Annotated in this window: 23 protein-coding genes; 16 read left to right on the top strand and 7 right to left on the bottom strand. The window is 64.1% G+C overall.

Features of this window, described 5'->3' with window-relative positions; translation table 11 throughout:
- Positions 1 to 345 (top strand): hypothetical protein, encoded by a 345-nt coding sequence (locus tag LOY54_RS24395; protein WP_045199981.1) that lies wholly within the window; start codon positions 1 to 3, stop codon positions 343 to 345.
- A gap of 66 nt (positions 346 to 411) precedes the next feature.
- Here the strand turns inward: LOY54_RS24395 and trxA are convergent, their stop codons facing one another.
- Genes trxA through LOY54_RS24380 form a run of 3 tightly spaced genes read right to left on the bottom strand, consistent with a single transcriptional unit; the run spans position 412 to position 2,421 of the window.
- Positions 412 to 1,284 (bottom strand): thioredoxin, encoded by an 873-nt coding sequence (gene trxA, locus LOY54_RS24390; RefSeq protein WP_258608257.1) that lies wholly within the window; start codon positions 1,282 to 1,284, stop codon positions 412 to 414.
- 31 nt (positions 1,285 to 1,315) lie between these two features.
- Positions 1,316 to 1,975, bottom strand: coding sequence for a methyltransferase (locus tag LOY54_RS24385; RefSeq protein WP_093379039.1), 660 nt, complete (start codon positions 1,973 to 1,975; stop codon positions 1,316 to 1,318).
- Positions 1,975 to 2,421, bottom strand: a complete 447-nt coding sequence (locus tag LOY54_RS24380; RefSeq protein WP_093379042.1) for a YbaY family lipoprotein — start codon at positions 2,419 to 2,421, stop codon at positions 1,975 to 1,977. Before LOY54_RS24380 ends, LOY54_RS24385 begins: the two co-directional genes overlap by 1 nt.
- A gap of 107 nt (positions 2,422 to 2,528) precedes the next feature.
- Here LOY54_RS24380 and nrdR point away from each other — a divergent pair, with 107 nt between their 5' ends.
- The 12 genes from nrdR (at position 2,529) to LOY54_RS24320 (ending at position 11,217) form a co-directional block, all read left to right on the top strand.
- Positions 2,529 to 2,993 carry a transcriptional regulator NrdR gene (nrdR, locus tag LOY54_RS24375; protein WP_010222838.1) on the top strand — a complete coding sequence of 155 codons (465 nt, stop codon included), beginning with the start codon at positions 2,529 to 2,531 and terminating at the stop codon, positions 2,991 to 2,993.
- Positions 2,994 to 2,995: 2 nt separating this feature from the next.
- On the top strand, positions 2,996 to 4,126 hold the full coding sequence (ribD, locus tag LOY54_RS24370; RefSeq protein ID WP_258608254.1) for a bifunctional diaminohydroxyphosphoribosylaminopyrimidine deaminase/5-amino-6-(5-phosphoribosylamino)uracil reductase RibD: 1,131 nt from the start codon (positions 2,996 to 2,998) through the stop codon (positions 4,124 to 4,126).
- Between the two features lie 45 nt (positions 4,127 to 4,171).
- Positions 4,172 to 4,837 carry a riboflavin synthase gene (locus LOY54_RS24365; RefSeq protein ID WP_010222840.1) on the top strand — a complete coding sequence of 222 codons (666 nt, stop codon included), beginning with the start codon at positions 4,172 to 4,174 and terminating at the stop codon, positions 4,835 to 4,837.
- Positions 4,838 to 4,855: 18 nt separating this feature from the next.
- The gene (gene ribBA, locus LOY54_RS24360; protein ID WP_038998529.1) at positions 4,856 to 5,950 is read left to right on the top strand and encodes a bifunctional 3,4-dihydroxy-2-butanone-4-phosphate synthase/GTP cyclohydrolase II; all 1,095 of its coding nucleotides are present in this window, start codon (positions 4,856 to 4,858) and stop codon (positions 5,948 to 5,950) included.
- An 89-nt stretch (positions 5,951 to 6,039) separates the two neighbouring features.
- Positions 6,040 to 6,516, top strand: coding sequence for a 6,7-dimethyl-8-ribityllumazine synthase (gene ribE, locus LOY54_RS24355; protein WP_010222842.1), 477 nt, complete (start codon positions 6,040 to 6,042; stop codon positions 6,514 to 6,516).
- Positions 6,513 to 7,013 carry a transcription antitermination factor NusB gene (gene nusB / locus LOY54_RS24350; protein ID WP_258608253.1) on the top strand — a complete coding sequence of 167 codons (501 nt, stop codon included), beginning with the start codon at positions 6,513 to 6,515 and terminating at the stop codon, positions 7,011 to 7,013. Before ribE ends, nusB begins: the two co-directional genes overlap by 4 nt.
- An 18-nt stretch (positions 7,014 to 7,031) precedes the next feature.
- Entirely contained in the window at positions 7,032 to 7,997 is a 966-nt protein-coding gene (thiL, locus tag LOY54_RS24345; RefSeq protein WP_258608252.1) for a thiamine-phosphate kinase, read from the top strand.
- The gene (locus tag LOY54_RS24340) at positions 7,994 to 8,497 is read left to right on the top strand and encodes a phosphatidylglycerophosphatase A (protein WP_045199966.1); all 504 of its coding nucleotides are present in this window, start codon (positions 7,994 to 7,996) and stop codon (positions 8,495 to 8,497) included. The genes thiL and LOY54_RS24340 overlap by 4 nt, the downstream gene beginning before the upstream one ends.
- Positions 8,498 to 8,508: 11 nt before the next feature.
- The gene (locus tag LOY54_RS24335) at positions 8,509 to 9,261 is read left to right on the top strand and encodes an ABC transporter substrate-binding protein (protein WP_258608245.1); all 753 of its coding nucleotides are present in this window, start codon (positions 8,509 to 8,511) and stop codon (positions 9,259 to 9,261) included.
- A 113-nt stretch (positions 9,262 to 9,374) separates the two neighbouring features.
- The gene (gene ribA / locus LOY54_RS24330; protein ID WP_010222848.1) at positions 9,375 to 9,992 is read left to right on the top strand and encodes a GTP cyclohydrolase II; all 618 of its coding nucleotides are present in this window, start codon (positions 9,375 to 9,377) and stop codon (positions 9,990 to 9,992) included.
- Positions 9,989 to 10,408 (top strand): hypothetical protein, encoded by a 420-nt coding sequence (locus tag LOY54_RS24325; protein ID WP_045199962.1) that lies wholly within the window; start codon positions 9,989 to 9,991, stop codon positions 10,406 to 10,408. Before ribA ends, LOY54_RS24325 begins: the two co-directional genes overlap by 4 nt.
- On the top strand, positions 10,408 to 11,217 hold the full coding sequence (locus LOY54_RS24320) for a cobalamin-binding protein (protein ID WP_258608238.1): 810 nt from the start codon (positions 10,408 to 10,410) through the stop codon (positions 11,215 to 11,217). Before LOY54_RS24325 ends, LOY54_RS24320 begins: the two co-directional genes overlap by 1 nt.
- Here LOY54_RS24320 and LOY54_RS24315 read toward each other — a convergent pair.
- From LOY54_RS24315 to LOY54_RS24300, 4 genes are all read right to left on the bottom strand, one after another.
- The gene (locus LOY54_RS24315; RefSeq protein WP_258608236.1) at positions 11,195 to 13,045 is read right to left on the bottom strand and encodes a TonB-dependent receptor domain-containing protein; all 1,851 of its coding nucleotides are present in this window, start codon (positions 13,043 to 13,045) and stop codon (positions 11,195 to 11,197) included. The two genes, LOY54_RS24320 and LOY54_RS24315, sit on opposite strands and share 23 nt — an antisense overlap.
- 77 nt (positions 13,046 to 13,122) lie before the next feature.
- A complete protein-coding gene (gene dxs, locus LOY54_RS24310; RefSeq protein ID WP_045199956.1) occupies positions 13,123 to 15,021 on the bottom strand; it encodes a 1-deoxy-D-xylulose-5-phosphate synthase in 1,899 nt (632 codons plus the stop codon).
- Positions 15,022 to 15,160: 139 nt separating this feature from the next.
- Positions 15,161 to 16,048, bottom strand: coding sequence for a (2E,6E)-farnesyl diphosphate synthase (gene ispA / locus LOY54_RS24305; RefSeq protein ID WP_045199955.1), 888 nt, complete (start codon positions 16,046 to 16,048; stop codon positions 15,161 to 15,163).
- Positions 16,045 to 16,287, bottom strand: coding sequence for an exodeoxyribonuclease VII small subunit (locus tag LOY54_RS24300; protein ID WP_045199952.1), 243 nt, complete (start codon positions 16,285 to 16,287; stop codon positions 16,045 to 16,047). Before LOY54_RS24300 ends, ispA begins: the two co-directional genes overlap by 4 nt.
- Positions 16,288 to 16,530: 243 nt before the next feature.
- On the opposite strand from LOY54_RS24300, the gene LOY54_RS24295 reads away from it, so the two are divergent.
- The 3 genes from LOY54_RS24295 to LOY54_RS24285 are packed head-to-tail and all read left to right on the top strand — an operon-like array spanning position 16,531 to position 20,259.
- Positions 16,531 to 17,934, top strand: a complete 1,404-nt coding sequence (locus tag LOY54_RS24295) for an MBOAT family protein (protein WP_258608233.1) — start codon at positions 16,531 to 16,533, stop codon at positions 17,932 to 17,934.
- Positions 17,921 to 19,054: a DUF459 domain-containing protein gene (locus LOY54_RS24290; protein WP_258608231.1), complete on the top strand. Its 1,134-nt coding sequence runs from the start codon at positions 17,921 to 17,923 to the stop codon at positions 19,052 to 19,054. The genes LOY54_RS24295 and LOY54_RS24290 overlap by 14 nt, the downstream gene beginning before the upstream one ends.
- Entirely contained in the window at positions 19,054 to 20,259 is a 1,206-nt protein-coding gene (locus tag LOY54_RS24285) for an SGNH/GDSL hydrolase family protein (protein ID WP_258608229.1), read from the top strand. Before LOY54_RS24290 ends, LOY54_RS24285 begins: the two co-directional genes overlap by 1 nt.
- Positions 20,260 to 20,489: the final 230 nt, after the last annotated feature.

The raw sequence follows: 20,489 nt of genomic DNA, 5'->3' as shown, positions 1-20,489 counted from the left end.
ATGCGAATTCGCGGACACATCGGCGACTGGCCGGTAGACCTGACCCTGGAACTGGACCCGGCGGAATGGGCGCAACTGGGCGGCCAGCTGGCCGCTGTGACGCCAGCGCCTGCAGCAGCGGCGAGTGCGGTTGCGGCGGTGCGACCGGATGATGCGCTCTGGCAGGCGGCGCGCGAGGTACTGCGCAAGGCCGGGCAGCTCAACGGGCCGGAGTTGCTTGAACACTTGGAAGGGCTGGCGGGCAATACCGCGGCGGGCAAGCGACTGCTGGTGCGCCTGCGCCACAGTGCCGAGGTGAAGGTGCAAAGCGGGGCGGATGCGCCGGTTTATCACTGGGTGGGGTAATGAGGGTATCGCGGGCCAAGCCCGCTCCTACAGGATCAGTAGGAGCGGGCTTGCCCCGCGATCAATTCAATACAAGGCAGCAAACAACTTGCGACGGTAGTTGCCAACCAGCGGGTGGTCGTTGCCCAGCAGGTCAAACACCTGCAGCAAGGTCTTGTGTGCCACCCCGCCGTCATAGCCGCGATTGCGCTTGAACAGCTTGAGCAAGCCTTCCAGCGCCGCTTCGTACTGCTGACGCGACAACTGCTGGATACACAGCTGGTACGCGGCCTCGTCATCTTCAGCATTCTGCGCCAGGCGCGCTTTAAGGTCGGCGACTTCCGGCAGGCTGGCGGCCAGGCCGAGAAAGGTCAGCTGCGCCTTGGCACCGGCCAGGGCAGCCTTGTGCTCGTCGCTCTTGACCGCGTCGAGCACGGTCTGGGCTTCACCCAGTTCGCCGCGCTCAGCCAGGCAGCGGGCGTAGAGGATCAGCGCGCCGGCATTGCTGTTGTCTTCGCTGAGCAGCGCCTTGAGGGTGCTTTCGGCTTCGCTGAAACGGCCTTCGGCAAACAGCGCCTGGGCTTGCTCCAGCGGGTCGGCGGCAGCCGGTGGCGGCAGTTGTACATGGGGTTCGAGCAGGGCGCGAATCGCCGACTCGGGTTGGGCACCGGCAAAGCCGTCGACCGGCTGGCCATCCTTGAACAGCACTACGGTGGGCAGGCTGCGGATGCCGAAGCGGGCGACGATGTCCTGCTCGATATCGCAGTTGACCTTGGCCAGCAGCAGTTCGCCCTGGTAGCTCTCGGTGATCTGCGCCAGCAGCGGCATCAGTGCCTTGCACGGCGCGCACCACTCGGCCCAGAAGTCGACCAGTACCGGTTTATGGAAAGAGTTCTGGATCACCAACTGATCGAAGTCGGCGCCAGTGGCATCGAAAATGTACGGGGTAGCAGGGTTCATCGCGACTCTCGAAAATCCGTGAATGGCATCACTATAAAGGCTGGCGGCTGGCGTGGTACAGGCTGACCCGGCGGAATTCGTGGGGCTCGGCCAGGTCCGGCAGGGTCAGGGCATCGAGCACGCCCAGCGACCGGTACAGCGGGTGGCTGAAATCCCGTACCCGCGAATCGGCGACCAGGGCCTGCTGGCCACGGCTGAGAAACTCGTCCAGCAACGGTAGGTTGGCGCGGTCGTAGAGCACGTCGGCGACCAGGATCAGGTCGAAACGGTCGGCCTCCTGGAAAAAATCGCTGGAATAACTCAGTTCCACCTCATTGAGCTCGGCATTCGCCCGGCAGGCCTGCAGCGCCAGCGGGTCAAGGTCGCAAGCCACCACTTCCAGCGCGCCGGCCTTGGCTGCCGCGATACCGGCAATCCCGGAGCCTGCGCCAAAGTCCAGCACGCGCTTGCCTTCGACCCAATGCCGATGCTCATCCAGGTAGCGGGCCATGGCCAGGCCGCTGGCCCAGCAGAAACTCCAGTACGGCGGCTCGTGAAGGATGCGCCGGGTTTCTTCGGAGCTGAAGGCGCGGTCCATGTTCTGCGCATCGATCAGCCACAACTTGAGCGCGCACTCGGGCAGGTCGCTGACCACCAGTTGCGCATCCCCAAGCAACTCGCTCAAGGCCTGTTGCAGTGGAGCGGGCGCCATCATGGCGCCTTTTCGAAGCGCAGCGGGCCGGTGGCCTGGGTTTGCGCCTGGGCGATGCGCAGGGGCGGCAGGTGCAGGATCAGCTGGCCGGACTTGCTCGCGCGACCGCGCAGCTCGACCCGCGCCCCGGCGGGAAAGGCCTCGGGGTTGAAGCGCAGGCGAAACGGCAGGTCCAGGCCATTGCCGCTGAACGTGCTGCTGGCCAGCAAGCCTTGCGGGCGGCCGCGCTCATCGATCACCAGCAGGGCCAGTTCGACTTCGGCGCCGGCCGGAATGTTCTGCAAGGTGCCGCTCAATTCGCGTTGATAGGCCGGCAGTGGCCCGAGCTCCTTGGCCGGTTTGCTGGCTACCGGGGCTTTGGGCGCCGGCACAGGCTGGGGTTTATCGCTGCTGCACGCGCTCAGCACGGCAGCAAAACTGAGCACGACAAGCGCTCTTGATGGCATAGGGAATTCCTTCGCGGCGTATTTCCTCACTGGATGGTAACCCCTTTGGCTTGTCTTGCCAGTGGGATGCGCTACCATGGCCCTCCCTTTTTTTGTTGCCTGCCACCATGCACTGTCCCTTCTGCGGTGCCAACGACACCAAGGTCATCGACTCGCGACTGGTTGCCGAGGGCGAGCAAGTGCGCCGTCGGCGCGAATGCGTAGCCTGCGGTGAGCGCTTCACCACCTTCGAAACCGCCGAACTGGTTCTGCCCCGGCTGATCAAGCAGGACGGCAGCCGCCAGCCTTTCGACGAAGAAAAACTGCGTGCCGGTATGCAGCGCGCCCTGGAAAAACGCCCGGTCAGCGTCGAGCGCCTGGAAGCGGCGCTGGCGCATATCAAGCACAAGCTGCGGGCTACCGGTGAGCGCGAGATCAAGTCGCTGGTGGTCGGCGAGCTGGTGATGGCCGAGCTGCAAAAGCTCGATGAAGTCGCCTATATCCGCTTCGCCTCGGTGTACCGGCGTTTCCAGGACCTCAACGAGTTCCGTGAAGAAATCGACCGCCTGGCCCGTGTGCCGGCTAAAGAGTGAGCATGTCTAGCGAACGCGCGGTGCTTGATGCGCACTACATGGCCCGGGCCGTCGAGCTGGCCCGCAAAGGCTTGTACTCCACCCACCCGAACCCGCGCGTGGGCTGCGTGATCGTCCGTGACGGCCAGGTGGTCGGCGAAGGCTGGCACGTGCGCGCCGGCGAGCCGCATGCCGAGGTGCATGCCTTGCGCCAGGCCGGCGAGCTGGCCCGCGGCGCTTGCGCCTACGTCACCCTTGAGCCGTGCAGCCACCATGGGCGCACGCCGCCGTGTGCCGAGGCGCTGGTCAAGGCCGGTGTGGCGCGGGTGGTCGCGGCCATGCAGGACCCCAATCCGCAAGTCGCCGGCAACGGCCTCAAGCGTCTGGCCGATGCGGGTGTCGAGGTTGCCAGCGGTGTGCTGGAGGCCGAGGCCCGCGCCCTGAACCCGGGCTTTCTCAAGCGTATGGAACACGGCCTGCCGTTCGTCCGGGCCAAGCTGGCGATGAGCCTGGACGGCCGCACGGCCATGGCTAGCGGCGAGAGCCAGTGGATTACCGGCCCGGCGGCGCGCTCGGCAGTGCAGCGTTTGCGCGCACGCTCCAGCGTGGTGCTGACCAGCGCCGAAAGCGTATTGGCCGACAACGCGCGGATGACCGTGCGCGCCGAAGAACTGGGCCTGGACCCGGCAACCACCGCGCTGGCCCTGGTGCGTCCGCCCTTGCGGGTGTTGATCGATGGTCGCTTGCGTGTGCCGCTCGATGCGCCGTTCTTTACCGCCGGCCCGGCCCTGGTGGTCACCGCCGCTGAAGCCGACGCACGTTATGCCCAGGCCGGTCATGAGCTGTTGAGCCTGCCCGGCAGTGCTGGCCGCGTCGACCTGCCGGCGCTGATGCTTGAGCTGGCCGCGCGTGGCGTCAACGAAGTGCTGGTCGAAGCCGGTGCCGGCCTGGTCGGCGCCTTTGCCCGGCAGGGACTGATCGACGAGTACCAGATTTTTGTCGCCGGACGCATCCTTGGCTCCAGTGCCCGGCCGTTGCTCGACTGGCCCCTGGATAAAATGAGCCAGGCGCCCCATTTGCAGATCACCGAAATGCGCGCAGTAGGCGATGACTGGCGAGTCACTGCAGTACCCAAGCCTGCGCCCGGCGTATAATTTGCGGCTAGCGCCATGCGCAGCCCTGTTCTCGAGGAGGACTTCATGTTCACCGGCATCATCGAATCGATTGGCAGCATCCGTTCCCTGACCCCAAAAGGCGGTGACGTGCGGGTGTATGTCGAAACCGGCAAGCTCGACCTGGGCGACGTCAAGCTGGGCGACAGCATCGCCGTCAACGGCGTGTGCCTGACCGCGGTCGAGCTGCCTGGCGATGGCTTCTGGGCCGACGTCAGCCGCGAAACCCTCGACTGCACCGCCTTCAACGAGCTCAAAAGCGGCAGCCGGGTCAACCTCGAAAAAGCCCTGACGCCGACCACCCGCCTGGGCGGTCACCTGGTCAGCGGCCATGTCGACGGCGTCGGCGAAGTGGTCTCGCGCAGCGATAACGCCCGCGCCATCCAGTTCCGCATCCGTGCACCCAAGGAGCTGGCCAAGTACATTGCCCACAAGGGCTCGATCACCGTCGACGGCACCAGCCTGACGGTGAACGTCGTCGATGGCGCCGAGTTCGAGCTGACCATCGTCCCGCACACCCTGGCCGAAACCATCATGGCCGACTACCGTCCAGGTCGTCGGGTGAACCTTGAGGTCGACCTGCTGGCACGTTACCTGGAGCGTCTGCTGCTGGGTGACAAGGCCGCCGAGCCAAGCAAAGGCAGCGGCATCACCGAAAGTTTCCTGGCCGCCAACGGCTACCTGAAATCCTGATTTGAAAGGGGGTGCCGAGTGGCGCTCAACAGCATCGAAGAACTGGTCGAAGACATCCGCCAAGGCAAAATGGTCATCCTCATGGATGACGAAGACCGCGAGAACGAAGGCGACCTGATCATGGCCGCCGAGTGCTGCAAGGCCGAGCACATCAACTTCATGGCCAAGCACGCCCGCGGCCTGATCTGCATGCCGATGTCGCGCGAGCGCTGCGAAACGCTCAAGCTGCCGCTGATGGCGCCACGCAATGGCTCGGGTTTCGGCACCAAGTTCACCGTGTCGATCGAAGCCGCCACCGGCGTCACCACCGGCATTTCCGCCGCCGACCGCGCGCGCACCGTGCAGGCTGCCGCTGCCCGTGATGCCAAGGCCGAAGACATTGTCAGCCCCGGTCACATTTTCCCGCTGATGGCCCAGCCTGGCGGGACCCTGGCCCGTGCCGGCCACACCGAAGCTGCCTGCGACCTGGCGCGCATGGCCGGTTTCGAGCCGAGCGGGGTGATTTGCGAGGTGATGAACGACGACGGCACCATGTCGCGTCGCGCCGAACTCGAGACTTTTGCCGCCGAACACAACATCAAGATCGGCACCATTGCCGACCTGATCCACTACCGGATGATCCACGAACGTACCGTTCAGCGGGTTTCCGAGCAGCCGCTGGACAGTGAGCTGGGCCATTTCAACCTGGTCACCTACCGTGATTCGGTCGAAGGCGATGTGCACATGGCGCTGACCCTGGGCAACATTTGCGCCGAAGAACCGACCCTGGTGCGGGTGCACAACATGGACCCGCTGCGCGACCTGCTGATGGTCAAGCAACCGGGCCGCTGGAGCCTGCGCGCGGCCATGAGCGCCGTTGCAGACGCCGGCAGCGGCGTGGTGCTGCTGCTCGGCCACCCGCTCGATGGCGACGTGCTGCTGGCGCACATTCGCGAAAGCGCCGACGCTGGCGCCCAGGCGAAAACCCCGACCACCTACAGCACCGTCGGTGCCGGTTCGCAGATCCTGCGCGACCTGGGCGTGCGCAAAATGCGCCTGATGAGTTCGCCAATGAAGTTCAATGCGATATCCGGATTCGATCTGGAAGTTGTAGAATACGTGCCCTCCGAATAAAGCAGGCGGTTTTTCGCGCTGCCATTCGTGTCCCAAACACCCACAGGCCGCCCGTTTGCGGCCTGGCTCTTTAAGATGAGAACTCCGCAATGACCCTGAAGACCATCGAAGGTACCTTCATTGCCCCCAAAGGTCGCTATGCTTTGGTGGTTGGCCGCTTCAACAGCTTCGTCGTCGAAAGCCTGGTGAGCGGTGCCGTTGATGCCCTGGTTCGCCACGGTGTGAACGAAAGCGACATCACCATCATCCGTGCCCCGGGTGCCTTCGAAATCCCGCTGGTGGCACAGAAAGTCGCCCAGCAAAGCGAATATGCCGCGATCATCGCCCTGGGCGCCGTGATCCGTGGCGGTACCCCGCACTTCGAATACGTTGCGGGCGAATGCACCAAGGGCCTGGCCCAGGTGTCCATGGAGTTCGGTGTGCCGGTCTCCTTCGGTGTCCTGACCGTCGATTCGATCGAACAGGCCATTGAGCGTTCCGGCACCAAGGCCGGCAACAAGGGCGCCGAAGCTGCCCTGTCCGCTCTGGAAATGGTCAGCCTGCTGGCGCAGTTGGAGGCCAAGTGATTAGCGACGAAAGCGATCGTTTCAACCCGCGCGATCCAAAACCTGCGGATGCTGGCAAGCCATCGAAAAGCGCCAAGCGTCGCGAAGCCCGTCAGCTCGCGACCCAGGCCCTGTACCAATGGCATATGGCCAAGCAGTCGCTGAACGAGATCGAAGCGCAGTTCCGGGTCGATAACGATTTCACCGATGTCGACGGTGCCTACTTCCGCGAAATCCTTCATGGGGTTCCGGCGAAGAAAGTCGAAATCGACGAAGCACTCAAGCCGTGCCTGGACCTGGCCCTCGAAGAGCTCGATCCGGTTGAACTGGCGGTGCTGCGCCTGTCCACCTGGGAGTTCATGATGCGCGTTGATGTTCCGTACCGCGTTGTGATCAACGAAGGTATCGAACTGGCCAAGGTGTTCGGTTCGACCGACGGCCACAAGTTCGTCAACGGCGTGCTCGACAAGCTGGCACCACGCCTGCGTGAAGCCGAAGTCAAGGCGTTCAAGCGCTGATTCCGGCGCTCTGTGCCAATGGGTGAGTTCGAGCTGATCCGTCATTACTTCGCCGCCGCGTCCTGTGCGCAAGGCGGCGAAGGTGTGGCCCTGGGCATTGGCGATGATTGCGCCTTGCTCAGCGTGCCAGCCGGCGAACAGCTGGCGATCTCCACCGATACGCTGGTGGCCGGGGTGCATTTCCCGGCTGTCTGCGACCCTTTTCTGCTCGGTCAGCGTTCGCTGGCCGTCGCTGCCAGTGACCTGGCTGCCATGGGCGCCACGCCCATCGGCTTTACCCTTGCCCTGACCCTGCCCGAGGTTCGCGCCGACTGGCTGCAGGCTTATGCCCGCGGTTTGAACCAGATGGCCGAAAGCTGCCAGCTGAGCCTGATCGGCGGCGACACCACCCGTGGCCCGCTGAGCCTGACCATGACCGTGTTCGGCCGCGTACCCGGCGGCCAGGCCCTGACCCGCAGCGGTGCCCGCGCCGGCGACCTGCTGTGCGTCGGCGGCGAACTGGGCAATGCCGCCGGCGCCTTGCCGCTGGTGCTCGGCGAGCGCGTGGCCGAGGCGGCCCAGGCCGAACCGCTGCTGGCCCATTACTGGTCGCCGCAACCGCAACTGGCGCTGGGCCAGGTGCTGCGCGGCAAGGCAACCTCGGCGCTGGATATCTCCGACGGCCTGCTCGCCGATTGCGGACATATCGCCAAGGCGTCGCAGGTGGCATTGCAGGTCGAGCTGGAGCGGCTACCGTTGTCGGCGGCGCTGCTGGCCTTTTTCGGTCGCGCAGGCGCGCAACAGGCGGCATTGGCCGGCGGCGACGATTACGTCCTGGCCTTCACCTTGCCCGAAGCCGAGCGTGCACCGTTGCTGGCGGCCGGCTGGCCGATCCATGTGGTCGGGCGGGTGAGTGCCGGCAGCGGCGTGCGCCTGCTTGATGGCAGTGGCCAGGACATCACCCCGCACACCCGGGGCTATCAACATTTTAAGGAGACACCGTGACCGATCACCCCAAACAGGTGCCTGCGGAGTTCGTTCCGCCGTCGGTCTGGCGCAATCCCTGGCATTTCCTGGCATTCGGCTTTGGCTCCGGAACCCTGCCCAAGGCGCCGGGAACCTGGGGCTCGCTGGTGGCTCTACCGTTTATCCCGTTGTGGCAGATGCTGCCCGATTGGGGCTACTGGCTGATGCTCGGGTTGACCATGCTGTTCGGCTTCTGGCTGTGCGGCAAAGTTGCCGACGACCTTAAGGTCCACGACCATGAGGGCATCGTCTGGGACGAAATGGTCGGCATGTGGATAACCCTGTGGCTGGTGCCGGAGGGCTGGATGTGGCTGCTGGCGGGCTTTTTGATGTTCCGTTTCTTCGACATCCTCAAGCCCTGGCCGATCCGCTGGATTGATCGTCATGTGCATGGCGGGGTCGGGATCATGCTCGACGATGTTCTGGCCGGGGTGTTTGCCTGGCTGGGCATGCAGGTTCTGGTATGGAGTTTCACCTAAGGAGCGGGGCGATGACGGGATGGCGGCTGTTGCTGGTGTTGCTGGTCCTGGCGGCAGGTGTGGTCAAGGCGGCAGACGCGCCGTCGGCGACACCTGGCCAGGTTCGTCTGGTCAGTGAAGAGTGGCTCGACTACACCAACGCCGACGGCAGCGGCCTGGCCTGGGACGTGCTGCGCAAGGTGTTCGAGCCGGCCGGCGTCAAGGTTCGCACCCAGAGTGCGCCGTACAGCCGGGCGGTAGGCCTGGTCAAACGCGGTGAGGCCGATGCCTGGGTCGGTTCCTATCACGAAGAGAACGCCGACAACCTCTATCCGCGCTGGCATTTCGATATGGACCATATCTATGCCCTGGGCCTGGCCACCAGCCCTGTGCCGACCCAGCAGACCCTCGGCCAGTATCGCCTGGCCTGGGTGCGCGGCTATGACTACAAAAGCTATCTGCCCAATGTCGGTCACTTTCGCGAAATCCAGCGCCGCGAGGGGATCTTGCCGATGCTTGAACATGATCGCGTCGACTACTACATCGATGCCCTGACCGAAGTCGACTATGTGCTCGGCCAGGCCTCCGATCCCAAGCTGTTTCGCCGCAGCCACCTGGCGGAGCTGCCGCTGTACCTGGCCTTTGGCCGCTCCGCCGAGGGCAAGGCGTTGCGCGCGCTGTTCGACCAGCGCATGGACAAGCTGGTGGCCAGTGGCGAGTTGCGGGCGATCTTCGAGCACTGGAAGCAGCCCTATCCGTTCGACGGCGAGGGCAAGCGGCCGTAGCTGATATCGAACTTGTCGATCTGTTTGCCCAATAATTCAGCCTAAGCAGCAGCGCCACGCTGCTGATACAATCGGCCCACGTCAATTTTCAAGTTACTGATCAGGAGCACAACGTGCCCGTCGTTTTTGTTGCCGCTTCCAAGCTGCCTACCCCGTTTGCGACCTTCACCATGCATGGTTTTCTCGATGAAGCCACCGGCCGCGAGCACGTCGTGCTCAGCCTGGGTGATGTGGCCGATGGGCAGCCGGTGCTGGGGCGCCTGCATTCCGAATGCCTGACCGGCGACGCCTTGTTCAGCCAGCGCTGCGACTGCGGTTCGCAACTCGAAGCGGCCCTGCAGGCGATCGCCCGCGAAGGCCGCGGCGTGCTGCTGTACCTGCGTCAGGAAGGCCGTGGCATTGGCCTGTTGAACAAGATCCGCGCCTACGAACTGCAAGATGGCGGCGCCGACACCGTTGAAGCCAACGAGCGCCTGGGCTTTGCCGCCGACCAGCGTGACTACGGCATGTGCCAGCCGATGCTCGAGCATCTGGGTGTCAAGTCGCTGCGGCTGATGACCAACAACCCGCGCAAGGTCAAGGCACTGACCGGCATGGGCATTCCGGTTGCCGAGCGGGTGCCGCTGCACACCGGCCACAACCCGCATAACAAACACTACCTGGCGACCAAAGCCGGCAAGCTCGGCCACATGATGGGCAACGAGCACCAGGGCGAGGCCGGTCGGGCGTGACCCGCGCCCAGGTTCGCCGTCGTCTGGAGCTGGCCTGGTGGCAGTACCTGGCGGTGGCGCTGGCGCCGTTGCTGGTGTTTGCCTGGGCCTTCGGTGGCGTGCAGGCGTTGATTCCGATCCTGGCCATGCCGATGTTCATCGCCGGCGTGGCCTCGATGTTTCTCAGCCTGCCGCGCTTTGGCGCCTACAAGCACGGGCTGATCGCCACCCAGAAAGCCCTGAACAGCGACGATGAGCCTGCGGCCTGGATCGAGCTGGCACGTATCCGCCGCCTGGGCATGTTGTTCGCCTGCCTGCCGGCCTGGGTCGCCGCGTTGTCGGTATTCGTTGGCCTTGAGGCGGTGCCGCAGATCCTCCTGGCAATCTCCAGCGTGGTCCTGCTCTACCTCTATCGCATTCCTCGCCAGCTCGGCTGATGCGTCGCTACCTGTGGCTGTTGCTGCTGGCCTTCGGCATGCCGCTGGCCGCGGCGCCGCGGGTGGTCAGCCTGGCGCCCTCGATCACTGAAATCATCCTCGACCTGCAAGCCGGCGACCTGCTGGTGGGCATGGCCGAGTGGCACGAACGGCCGGCGCAGTTAAGCGCCGTACCGTTAGTGGGCCGTTATGGCCAACTGGACATGGAGCGCCTGCTCAGCGTGCGCCCGGACCTGGTGCTGTACTGGCCGGGCAGCGTGCCGGCGGCCCAACGCGACCAGCTCGAACGCCTGGGTATCCCGCTATACAGCGTCGATGTGCACGAGCTGGATGACCTGGTGTCGCAGGTGGACGAAATTGGCCTGCGGATCGGGCGCAAGGCGCAGGGCGGGCAGTTATCCACAGCCTTGCGCCAGCGCCTTGCCGCGTTGCGCCAGCAGTACCATCGCGAGCAGGCGCTGACGGTGTTCTACCAGGTCTGGGACAAGCCGCTGTATACGGTTGGTGGTTACCAGATCATCTCCGATGCGCTGAGTGTCTGCGGCGCGCGCAATGTGTTTGCCGACCTCCCCCAGCCGGCGCCGCAGGTTAACCTGGAGACCGTGCTGGCGCGCAACCCGCAGGTGATCCTTGCCCCTGATCAGCTCCAGCTCGAGGCCTGGAAGGCCTGGCCGCACGTCGCTGCCGTGCGTGATGGCCTGTTGCTGCAGGTGCCGGACAAAGGCCTGGAGCGCCCCAGCGGGCAGATGATCGAAGCGACGGCCAAGCTGTGCGAACTGCTGCAGGCTAAAGCGCCGGCGTCCAGGTGACGCCCAATAGCCAGGTGCGGCCTTCTTCGCGGTAATCGGCATAGCCTGTGCCGTAGCTGTACTGCGCACGGCTGTAGGTTTTATCCAGCAGGTTATCGGCTTTGAGCTCCAGGCGAACCTCGCGGCTCAGGTTCCAGCTGCTGCGCAAACCGAGCAGACCGTAGCCACTGAGTGAGCGCTTGTTGTCGGCGTCGGCGTAACTGCTGCTGACTGCCTGCCAGCTGGCACCCAGGCCGAGGCGATCGAACTGGCGATCCAGGTCCAGGCTCAGGGTGCGGCGGGCGCGACGTTCGAGGGTGTGCCCGGAATCGCGGTCACGCGGGTCGATCAGTGCCAGGCCCAGGCTGCTCTGCCAGCCAAACCACTGCTGATGCAGACTGGCTTCGAAACCATTGATGCGTGCCGAGCCGACATTGTGTGGAATGAAGTTGGGGCCCAGGGAGATCGCATTGCGCAGGTCGGTGCGGTACAGCGAGGCCTCCAGCCGGGTGCTGTCGGTCAGTTGGCTGCGCCATTGCAGCTCGTAGCTCTTCGAGCGCTCGGGCTTGAGGTCGGGGTTGCTGAAGTCCGGGTAATAAAGGTCGTTGAACGTCGGTGCGCGAAAGCCTTCGCTGTAAGACAGAAGCAGGTCGTTGTCGACGTTGAGCGGCACGCCGAGACTGGCGCTCCAGCTGTTCTGGCTGCCGAATTGCTGGTTCTGGTCGCGGCGCACGCCGATTTCGGTGTTGAAGCTGTCGCCTTTGTAGCGATGCTGGACAAAGGCGGCGCGGTTCCAGCGGCTGTCTTCGTCAAAGGACGTGCTGCCATGTAGGCGATCCTGATACCAGTCGCCACCGAGCAACAGGTTGTTGCGCTCGTCGAGGCTAAGGTCATTCTGCCAGTTGATCGAGTCGCGGTAAGTGTTGAACTCGCTACCGCCCGGCTGCAGCGAGTCGCGCTTGGTATCGCGGTTCTCGCTGTGGCCCAGCTCCAGGCGTGAATGCCACATCTCACTGAGCTGTGCGTCGGCATAGGTGCCGAGGCTACTGACGGTGAAATCGGTGTAGGGCTGGCTGTGGTCGCCAAACAGGTTGTCGTATTCGCTGCGTCCGCGGCTGTCGAGCAGGTTCAGGCCCAGTTCCAGAGCGTCGCTGGCAACATGGCTGAGGTTCAGGCTCAGGCTCTTGTTTCTGTAGGCATCATGATCGCCGTTGGCCGGGAATGACTCGCGGGTAGCGTTGATGCCGTCGGTTTCGTCCAGACCTGCGGCGAGGTTGAAACGAGTGCGCTCGTCACCTGCGGACAGGCCGACATCGCGCTGCCAGGTCTTGTTGCTGCCACCGGCCAAGTGCAGGCGCGGTTGCAGGCCGGGCTTGCTGGCGCGGCGGGTGAAGATCTGGATCACCCCGCCAATCGCATCGCTGCCATAGATCGCCGAGCGCGAACCGCGCAACACTTCGACCCGCTCGATCTGATCAATGTTGAGAAATTGCAGGCCGCTGTCGCCGGACGAGGTGTTGGCAATACGTACGCCATCGACCAGCACCAAGCTCTGGGCCGACTTGGTGCCGCGAATGAAAATGCCGGGCAAGCTGCCACGCCCGCCTGTGCGCGAAATTTGAACCCCCGGCACCCGGGTCAGCAGATCAGTAACACTGGAAGGCTGCAGGCGGTCGATGTCGTCACGGGTGAATACCGTGTTGGCGGCGCTGGTTTGCGTGCGGTCTTCGACCTGGCGGTTGGCGCTGATCAGCGTGTTGGGCAGTTTCAGGGCGCTTTCGCGGTCGATCGGGTCGGCCAGCAGGGTGGTTGGCAATAGCAGGAGGGGGGCAAGGCGCAGGGATTTCATGGGCAATTCCATTGCTATCGCGGGTCAAGCCCGCTCCTACAAAACCTGTAGGAGCGGGCTTGACCCGCGATGCGGTCTCAAAGACCGAGCAGTTGCATCCGCTGACGCACCGAAGCCTCGATGCCGGCGGCATCCAGGCCGCACTCGGCGAGCATCTGCGCAGGCTTGGCATGCTCGACATACACATCCGGCAGGCCCAGGTGCAGCACTGGCTTGAGCACCGCTTCGCGGGCGAGGAACTCGCTCACTGCCGCACCGGCGCCGCCCATGATGGCGTTTTCTTCGATGGTCACCAGCAGTTCGTGGCTACCGGCAATCTCGCGCACCAGGGCTTCATCCAGCGGTTTGACGAAACGCATGTCGACCACGGTGGCATCGATCTGCTCGGCAACCTTGAGGGCTTCGCTCAGCTGCACGCCGAATACCAGCAAGGCGACCTTGCTGCCCTGGCGGCGGACGATGCCCTTGCCGATTTCCAGTGGCTCAAGGTTGTTCTCGATGGTTGCGTTCGGGCCGCTGCCACGTGGGTAACGCACGGCGGCCGGGCCGTTGTACAGGTGGCCGGTGCTGAGCATCTTGCGCAGTTCGTTCTCGTCGCTCGGGGTCATCACCAGCATGCCGGGGATGCAGCGCAGGAACGACAGGTCGAAGCTGCCCGCGTGGGTCGGGCCGTCTTCGCCGACCAGGCCGGCGCGGTCGATGGCGAACAGCACGTCGAGGTTCTGCACCGCGACATCATGGATCAGCTGGTCGTAGGCGCGCTGAAGGAAGGTCGAATAGATCGCCACCACCGGCTTGGCGCCTTCGCAGGCCATGCCCGCGGCCAGGGTGACCGCGTGCTGCTCGGCGATGGCGACATCGAAGTAGCGATCCGGATAGCGCTCGCTGAAGGCCACCAGGTCGGAGCCTTCCTTCATGGCCGGGGTGATGCCGACCAGGCGCTGGTCGGCAGCCGCCATGTCACACAGCCATTGGCCGAACACCGCGGAGTACTTCGGCCCGGCGGCCTGTTTCGGCGCGGCGGCAGGTTTGTCCACAGGCTCGAGCTTGGTGATCGCGTGGTAGCCGATCGGGTCGACTTCGGCCGGAGCGAAACCCTTGCCCTTTTTGGTGACCACGTGCAGGAACTGCGGGCCCTTGAGGTCCCGCATGTTGCGCAGGGTGGTGACCAGGGTTGGCAGGTCGTGGCCATCGATCGGGCCGATGTAGTTCCAACCCAGCTCTTCGAACAGGGTGCCGGGTACCAGCATGCCCTTGGCGTATTCTTCGGTGCGGCGGGCGATTTCCCAGGCGCCGGGCAGGCGCGAGAGGACCTTCTTGCTGCCTTCGCGCATGCTCGAGTAGGTGCGGCTGGAAAGAATCTTGGCCAGGTAGTTGGACAGGCCACCGACATTGCGCGAAATCGACATGTCGTTGTCGTTGAGGATCACCAGCATGTCGGCATCGACTTCCTGGGCGTGGTTCAACGCCTCGAAGGCCATGCCGGCGGTCAGCGCGCCGTCACCGATCACGGCAATCGACTTGCGCGGATCGTTCTGCAGACGGGCGGCGATGGCCATGCCCAGGGCCGCACTGATCGAGGTGCTGGAGTGACCGACGCCAAAGGTGTCGTACTCGCTCTCGGCGCGGCGCGGGAAGGCGGCCAGGCCGTCCTTCTGGCGCAGGGTGTGCATGCGCTGGCGGCGACCGGTGAGGATCTTGTGCGGATAGGCCTGATGACCGACGTCCCACACCAGACGGTCGTCCGGGGTGTCGAAGACGTAGTGCAGGGCGATCGTCAGCTCGATGACGCCCAGGCCGGCACCGAAATGCCCGCCGGTCTGACCAACGGTATAGAGCAATTCCTGGCGCAACTCGTCGGCCAGGTTCTCCAGGTCGGCTTCAGCCAGGCGGCGCAGGCCGGCAGGCGTATCGGCACGGTCAAGCAGCGGCGTGACCGGGCGTTCGCGGGGGATCTCTTGAAACGTCGTGGGCATCAGGCGAATCGTTATAGATATGAAGTGGCGGCAGTTTACCTTATTGCGGTGTTGGCTGCCCATTTGAGCTAATCGGGGGCAAGCCCGCTCCTACAGTGATCGCTGTGGGAGCGGGCTTGCCCCGCGATACCCGCGCTGCTTAGTTACGGCGCTCGACGATGTACCGCGCAAGTTCGCGCAGCGGCTCGGCTGCCGCGTCAAACGGACGCAGGGCATGCAGGGCCTGGTCGCGCAGTTCCAGGGCGTAGGCCTTGGCTGCCTCGAGGCCGAGCAGGGCCGGGTAGGTCGGCTTGTCGCGGGCGATGTCGGCGCCCTGGCGCTTGCCCAGGGTGGCGGTGTCGCTCTCGACGTCGAGGATATCGTCCTGAACCTGGAAGGCCAGGCCGATGGCCTGTGCATAGGTTTGCAGGGCCTTGAGCTGGGTCTGGTCGGCGCGGGCGCTGGCCAGGGCGCCGAGCCTGACGCTGGCTTCGATCAGCGCGCCGGTCTTGTGCCGGTGCATGAACTCCAGCGCCGTCTGGTCGAGCTTGAGGCCCACCGAGCCCAGGTCGATGGCCTGGCCGCCGACCATGCCGGCAGGCCCTGCGGCCAGCGCCAGGGTCTGGACCATGGCCAGGCGGATGCTGTCTTGCTGCGGGCTCAATTGCGGGTCGAGCAGGGCGCTGAAGGCCAGGCTCTGCAAACCGTCGCCAGCGAGGATCGCGCAGGCTTCATCGAAAGCCTTGTGAGTGGTCGGCTGGCCGCGGCGCAGGTCGTCATCGTCCATCGCCGGCAGGTCGTCGTGCACCAGCGAGTAGGCGTGAATCAATTCGACCGCGCAGGCCGCGCCGTTGGCCTGCTCCGGTGCAGCACCGAGGGCCTGGCAGGCGGCATAGGCGAGCAGCGGGCGTACCCGTTTGCCGCCATTCATGACGCTGTAGCGCATGGCCTCATAGAGGCGGCTGAGCTCAACCGAGGGGGCGATGAACAGGTGTTCGAGGGCGGCGTCGACCCGCGCCTGGCAACTGGCCTGGTAGGCGGCGATCATTCCGGCTGTTCCGCATCGAAAGGCTCGGCCGCCAGTTCGCCATCGCGCTCAAGCAGCACCTGGACCTTCTGTTCGGCCTGGGCCAGCGCGCTCTGGCAGTCGCGGGTCAGGCTGATGCCTTGCTCGAAGGCAGTCAGCGAGTCTTCCAGCGACAGCTCGCCGTTCTCCAGGCGCTCGACCAGGACCTGCAGGTCGGCGAGGGATTGCTCGAAATCAATGGAGGCTTTTTTTCGGGCCATGGCGGCTGTCTCGGTGGCAGTATAAACGGCGCGACACTAGCAGAGCGGGGCGGGGGGAGCAAATCGATAGGGTCGATCTTTCGTCGCATTCTGTTGCACAAAGGCCGACGGTGAAGTCTTGATTTTTCTACAGGGCTCGCATTGTTAGGGCTTGTGGCTCTCTGCCATAATCGCGCCCGCTTTGCCCCGCGGCTCTGCGGCGGTAACGCCTCCTATTTCTGTTGTCACGTAATGGACTACGTTGTGAGCTTCCTTTCGATCGAGTTCGGCCTCTGCTTCACACTGTTTTTCATCGTTTACTGGAGCCTGTGCTGGAGCGTTCGCTTGCAGAACGTCCTGCTGCTGGCCGCCAGTTACGGCCTGGTGGCCAGTTTCAGCTTCAACTCCCTGTACATCCTGCTGGGCTACAGCGCCCTGGTGTATCTGCTCGGCCTGGTCGGTGAGCGTTATCCCGGGCGGCGCTTCAGCTATTTGTTGGTGTTGCTGCTGGTGCTGGGCTGTTTCTACCTGTTCAAGTACCAGGAGTTCTTTGTCGGCGGCGTGCAGGGCGCCTTGGCCAGTGCCGGGCTGGACGTGTCGCTGCCGGTGCTGGAAGTGCTGGTGCCGATCGGCCTGTCGTTCTACGCCTTTCACTCGGTCAGCTACCTGGTGTCGATCAACCGCCGCGAGATGCCCTCGGCTTCGCCGTTCGACCTGGCCCTGTACCTGGCGTTCTTCCCCAGCCTGATCGCCGGCCCGGTCAACCGCGCCAGCCACATGCTGCCGCAGATTCGCACGAGTACTATCCGTGAAGTGCTGGAGCCGCAACGGGCGCTGGGGTTGATTGCCCTGGCGGTGGTCAAGCTGTTCTTCTGCAGTGCCTGGCTGGCCAGTGAGTGGGTTGACCCGGTGTTCGAGACGCCGGGCAGCTATTCGCCCGAGCAGATACTGCTGAGCGTGTATGGCTACAGCTTTCTGATTTATTTCAACTTCAGCGGTTACACCAACCTGGTCACCGGCATTGCCTTGCTGCTGGGCTTTCGCCTGCCCGACAACTTCAATGCGCCTTATGCCGCGCACAACCTCAAGGAGTTCTGGGGCCGCTGGCACATCAGCCTGTCGCTGTTCATTCGCGACTATGTCTACATTCCGCTGGGCGGCAATCGCCAGGGGGTGTGGCGCGGCAACCTGAACATGCTGCTGGCGATGCTGATTTCCGGCCTGTGGCACGGGGCGAGCATCAACTTCATCATCTGGGGGGCGCTGCATGGCATTGGCCTGGCGCTGTACAAGGCTTCGACCTACATCCTGGCGCAGCCGATGCGCTGGCCGGGCGCCGGCCTGGCGGCGCGCCTGCTGACCTTCCACTACGTGGCCTTCGCCTGGATCTTCTTCCGTAGCGCCAGCCTTGATGAAGCCATGGACATGCTCGCCGGTATCGGCGGCTTGAGCCTGGATGGATTGTTCTCCAGTACCGGCCTGCTGTTGCTGGCGAGCGTGTTGTATGTCGCCGTCTACCCGCAGTTGCTGGTGCTGCTGCGCCAGTTCTTTGCTACCACCACGCGCTTGCCCTGGCAGCTGTATCCAATACCGCTGGGGTTGTTCATTTCCTTGGTCATTTTTGCTTCGCAATCGGGCGTGCCGGGGTTCATCTATGCAAGCTTCTAATGCCGGTCGTTTGCTGTCGTCGCAACTGGGCGCGGCCAAGGCTTTTTACGCCGTTGTCATCACCACGCTGTTGCTGTTCTGGCTGAACCAGGATTCGATCAGCCTGTATTGCCAGCAGAAGTATCACCAGAGCTGCGAGCTGCCGGTACTTGGCCAGAGCCCGGCCTGGCGCATGGGCGGTAGCCTCACTCATGCCCTGGGTGATGCTCGCGACAGCTTTATCGACAGCCTGGAAAAACGTAGCGAGCAGGTGCTGGTGGCCAAGGTTGAGACCAACGACACCGTGGAGCTGCCAGCGCCGATTCCTGTGGTCCCGGTGCACCTGGACAAGCCGCCGGTTGCGGCTCACCCGGTGCCAGTCAAGGTTGCGACAACGGCTGCGCCTGTGCCGGCAACAGTGGCTACGCCAGTGCCGCAACCCGCAGCGCAAGTTGCCCAGGCACCTTTGCAAGCCGGCACCGTGGTGTCCCTGGCGGCGGGTGATGAAGTCTTCCTGGTCGGCGACTCACTGATGCAGGGCGTCGCTCCGCACCTGGCCAACAGCCTGCGCAAGCGTTACCAGATCAAGAGCGTCAACCTCAGCAAGCAGAGCACCGGCCTTGCCTATCCCGGTTTCTTCAACTGGCCGCAGACCGTGGCCAAGACCCTGGAAAGCGAGCCGAACATCCGCCTGATGGTGATCTTCCTCGGCCCCAACGACCCCTGGGACATGCCCCAGGGCAAGGGCAAGCCGTTTTTGCGCTTCAAGTCGCCGGAGTGGGAAGTCACCTATCGCCAGCGTATCGACTCGATCCTCGACCAGGCCCGTGAGCACAATGTGCAGGTGATCTGGGTCGGGCCGCCGAACATGCAAAAGCCCAAGCTGTCTACGGCCATGGCTTACCTGAGCGGGCTGTACGAGCAACAGACCGGCCTGTATCAGCAACATTACCTCTCGGCCAACCCGGTCCTGGGTTACAACGACGACAGTTTCTCCTATACCTTGCAGAACGCTCAGGGCAAACGGATCAAGACCCGGGTCGATGACGGCATCCATTTCACTACCACCGGACAGAAGCTGATCTCGGAACGGATTCTCTCGTTGATCGCCTTTCCCGGCCTCACTGTAACGGGACACTGATGCCTCGACTGCACAACATTCTGGGGTTGGCCCTGCTGATCTGCGCGTTGCCGGGCTGTAGCCCGGTGGCGGCGGTCAACACCTCGGCCAAGCCTGCCAATACGGCGGCCAAGGCCCCGGCCAACCGCGTCGACGGCAACCTGGCGGTACTGGCGGGCAAGTTCAAAAACGCCAACCGCGCACCGGTCAACATCATCCAGTTCGGCGATTCGCACACCGCTGCCGACCTGTTCAGTGGCGAGATGCGCCGCCTGCTGCAGGCGCGTTATGGCGATGGCGGTATCGGCCTGATTGCCGCTACGCCGGTGCCGGGCACCCGCTACGACCAGGTGATCCTGAAAACCGCCAAGCGCCAGTGGGAGCTGGTGTCGGCGCGCAACCAGCAGAGCACGCAATTCCCGCTTGGCGGTTACCTGTCGGTGCCGATGGCGGCCACCCCCAGCGTGCGCATCGAAGCCCGCGAGCCTACGGCGCAACGCTATCGGGTGCAGGCGCTGTACCAGGCGCGGGAAAACAGCACCCTGGTGCTGCGCGATGGCCGTGGACGCAACCAGCGCCTGCTGGCGGCCACCGGCGGGCAGTGGCGCTTCGGCCCGCAAGTCAGCAACCTGGCTCTGCCGCTGGACCTCAGTGTCAGCAACCGCCCGGGCACGCTGCTGGGTGGCTGGTATATCCAGGGCCAGAAGAATGCCGGGGTGATCTACTCGGCGCTGGGCATCAATGGCGCGCGCCTGGAAGTGCAGGACAAATGGCAGGCTGGCTGGCAGGACAACCTCAAGACCCTGCGCCCGGACCTGGTGATTCTCGCCTACGGCACCAACGAAGCCTTCGATGACACCCTCGATCTTGGCCTGTACCAGACGCAACTGCGCAACACCCTCAAGCGCCTGCGCCAGGATCTGCCGCGCGCGGTGATATTGCTGGTCGGCCCGCCGGACTCGATCAAGCAGCGCAAGGCTCGTAGCTGCAGTGCGCGCCAGCCGCAGCAACTGGCCCAGGTGATCCGCATCCAGCGCCAGGCGGCCAAGCAGGCCAATGCGCTGTTCTGGGACTGGCAGGCGTACATGGGCGGGCAGTGCTCGATTGTCGGCTGGCAGGCGTCGGGCCTGGCCCGTGGTGATCTGGTGCACCTGACGGCTGATGGCTACAAGAAAAGCGCGGCCGGCCTGCACGAGTTTTTGCGCAACCAGCTGGGCTTGAAGTAGAGCAGAAAAAAGTAGAGGCGGGGACGACTCAGGGTTGGCTTGCGGCGCCCCATGAAGTCGTCTTCCCGCCCCTTAACAGAGGCAAACCCGGGGGCGTGCAACCGCCCCCGCTCAGCACGATGCGACTGCCTTGAATCAGTCGCGGTTCATTCCTCTGCATTCACCTTAGTAGCTGTCTGCAGGGCTGTAAATTTTCTCGAACAGATTATTTCTCAGGTGCTTTCCGGGGC

The sequence above is a fragment of the Pseudomonas sp. B21-032 genome, from assembly GCF_024748965.1.
GTDB lineage: Bacteria > Pseudomonadota > Gammaproteobacteria > Pseudomonadales > Pseudomonadaceae > Aquipseudomonas.
This window is presented reverse-complemented; position numbering and strand designations above follow the sequence as displayed.

Bases quoted from the DNA above. Each gene is read 5' to 3' on its own strand.
- ispA (WP_045199955.1), bottom strand. From the start codon at position 16,048: ATGATCGCCGCCTACCAGGCCAGTTGCCAGGCGCGGGTCGACGCCGCC.
- LOY54_RS24300 (WP_045199952.1), bottom strand. From the start codon at position 16,287: ATGGCCCGAAAAAAAGCCTCCATTGATTTCGAGCAATCCCTCGCCGAC.
- LOY54_RS24395 (WP_045199981.1), top strand. From the start codon at position 1: ATGCGAATTCGCGGACACATCGGCGACTGGCCGGTAGACCTGACCCTG.
- LOY54_RS24380 (WP_093379042.1), bottom strand. From the start codon at position 2,421: ATGCCATCAAGAGCGCTTGTCGTGCTCAGTTTTGCTGCCGTGCTGAGC.
- dxs (WP_045199956.1), bottom strand. From the start codon at position 15,021: ATGCCCACGACGTTTCAAGAGATCCCCCGCGAACGCCCGGTCACGCCG.
- thiL (WP_258608252.1), top strand. From the start codon at position 7,032: ATGGGTGAGTTCGAGCTGATCCGTCATTACTTCGCCGCCGCGTCCTGT.
- trxA (WP_258608257.1), bottom strand. From the start codon at position 1,284: ATGAACCCTGCTACCCCGTACATTTTCGATGCCACTGGCGCCGACTTC.
- ribE (WP_010222842.1), top strand. From the start codon at position 6,040: ATGACCCTGAAGACCATCGAAGGTACCTTCATTGCCCCCAAAGGTCGC.
- LOY54_RS24365 (WP_010222840.1), top strand. From the start codon at position 4,172: ATGTTCACCGGCATCATCGAATCGATTGGCAGCATCCGTTCCCTGACC.
- LOY54_RS24385 (WP_093379039.1), bottom strand. From the start codon at position 1,975: ATGGCGCCCGCTCCACTGCAACAGGCCTTGAGCGAGTTGCTTGGGGAT.
- LOY54_RS24285 (WP_258608229.1), top strand. From the start codon at position 19,054: ATGCCTCGACTGCACAACATTCTGGGGTTGGCCCTGCTGATCTGCGCG.
- nrdR (WP_010222838.1), top strand. From the start codon at position 2,529: ATGCACTGTCCCTTCTGCGGTGCCAACGACACCAAGGTCATCGACTCG.
- LOY54_RS24315 (WP_258608236.1), bottom strand. From the start codon at position 13,045: ATGAAATCCCTGCGCCTTGCCCCCCTCCTGCTATTGCCAACCACCCTG.
- LOY54_RS24335 (WP_258608245.1), top strand. From the start codon at position 8,509: ATGACGGGATGGCGGCTGTTGCTGGTGTTGCTGGTCCTGGCGGCAGGT.
- LOY54_RS24290 (WP_258608231.1), top strand. From the start codon at position 17,921: ATGCAAGCTTCTAATGCCGGTCGTTTGCTGTCGTCGCAACTGGGCGCG.
- LOY54_RS24320 (WP_258608238.1), top strand. From the start codon at position 10,408: ATGCGTCGCTACCTGTGGCTGTTGCTGCTGGCCTTCGGCATGCCGCTG.
- ribD (WP_258608254.1), top strand. From the start codon at position 2,996: ATGTCTAGCGAACGCGCGGTGCTTGATGCGCACTACATGGCCCGGGCC.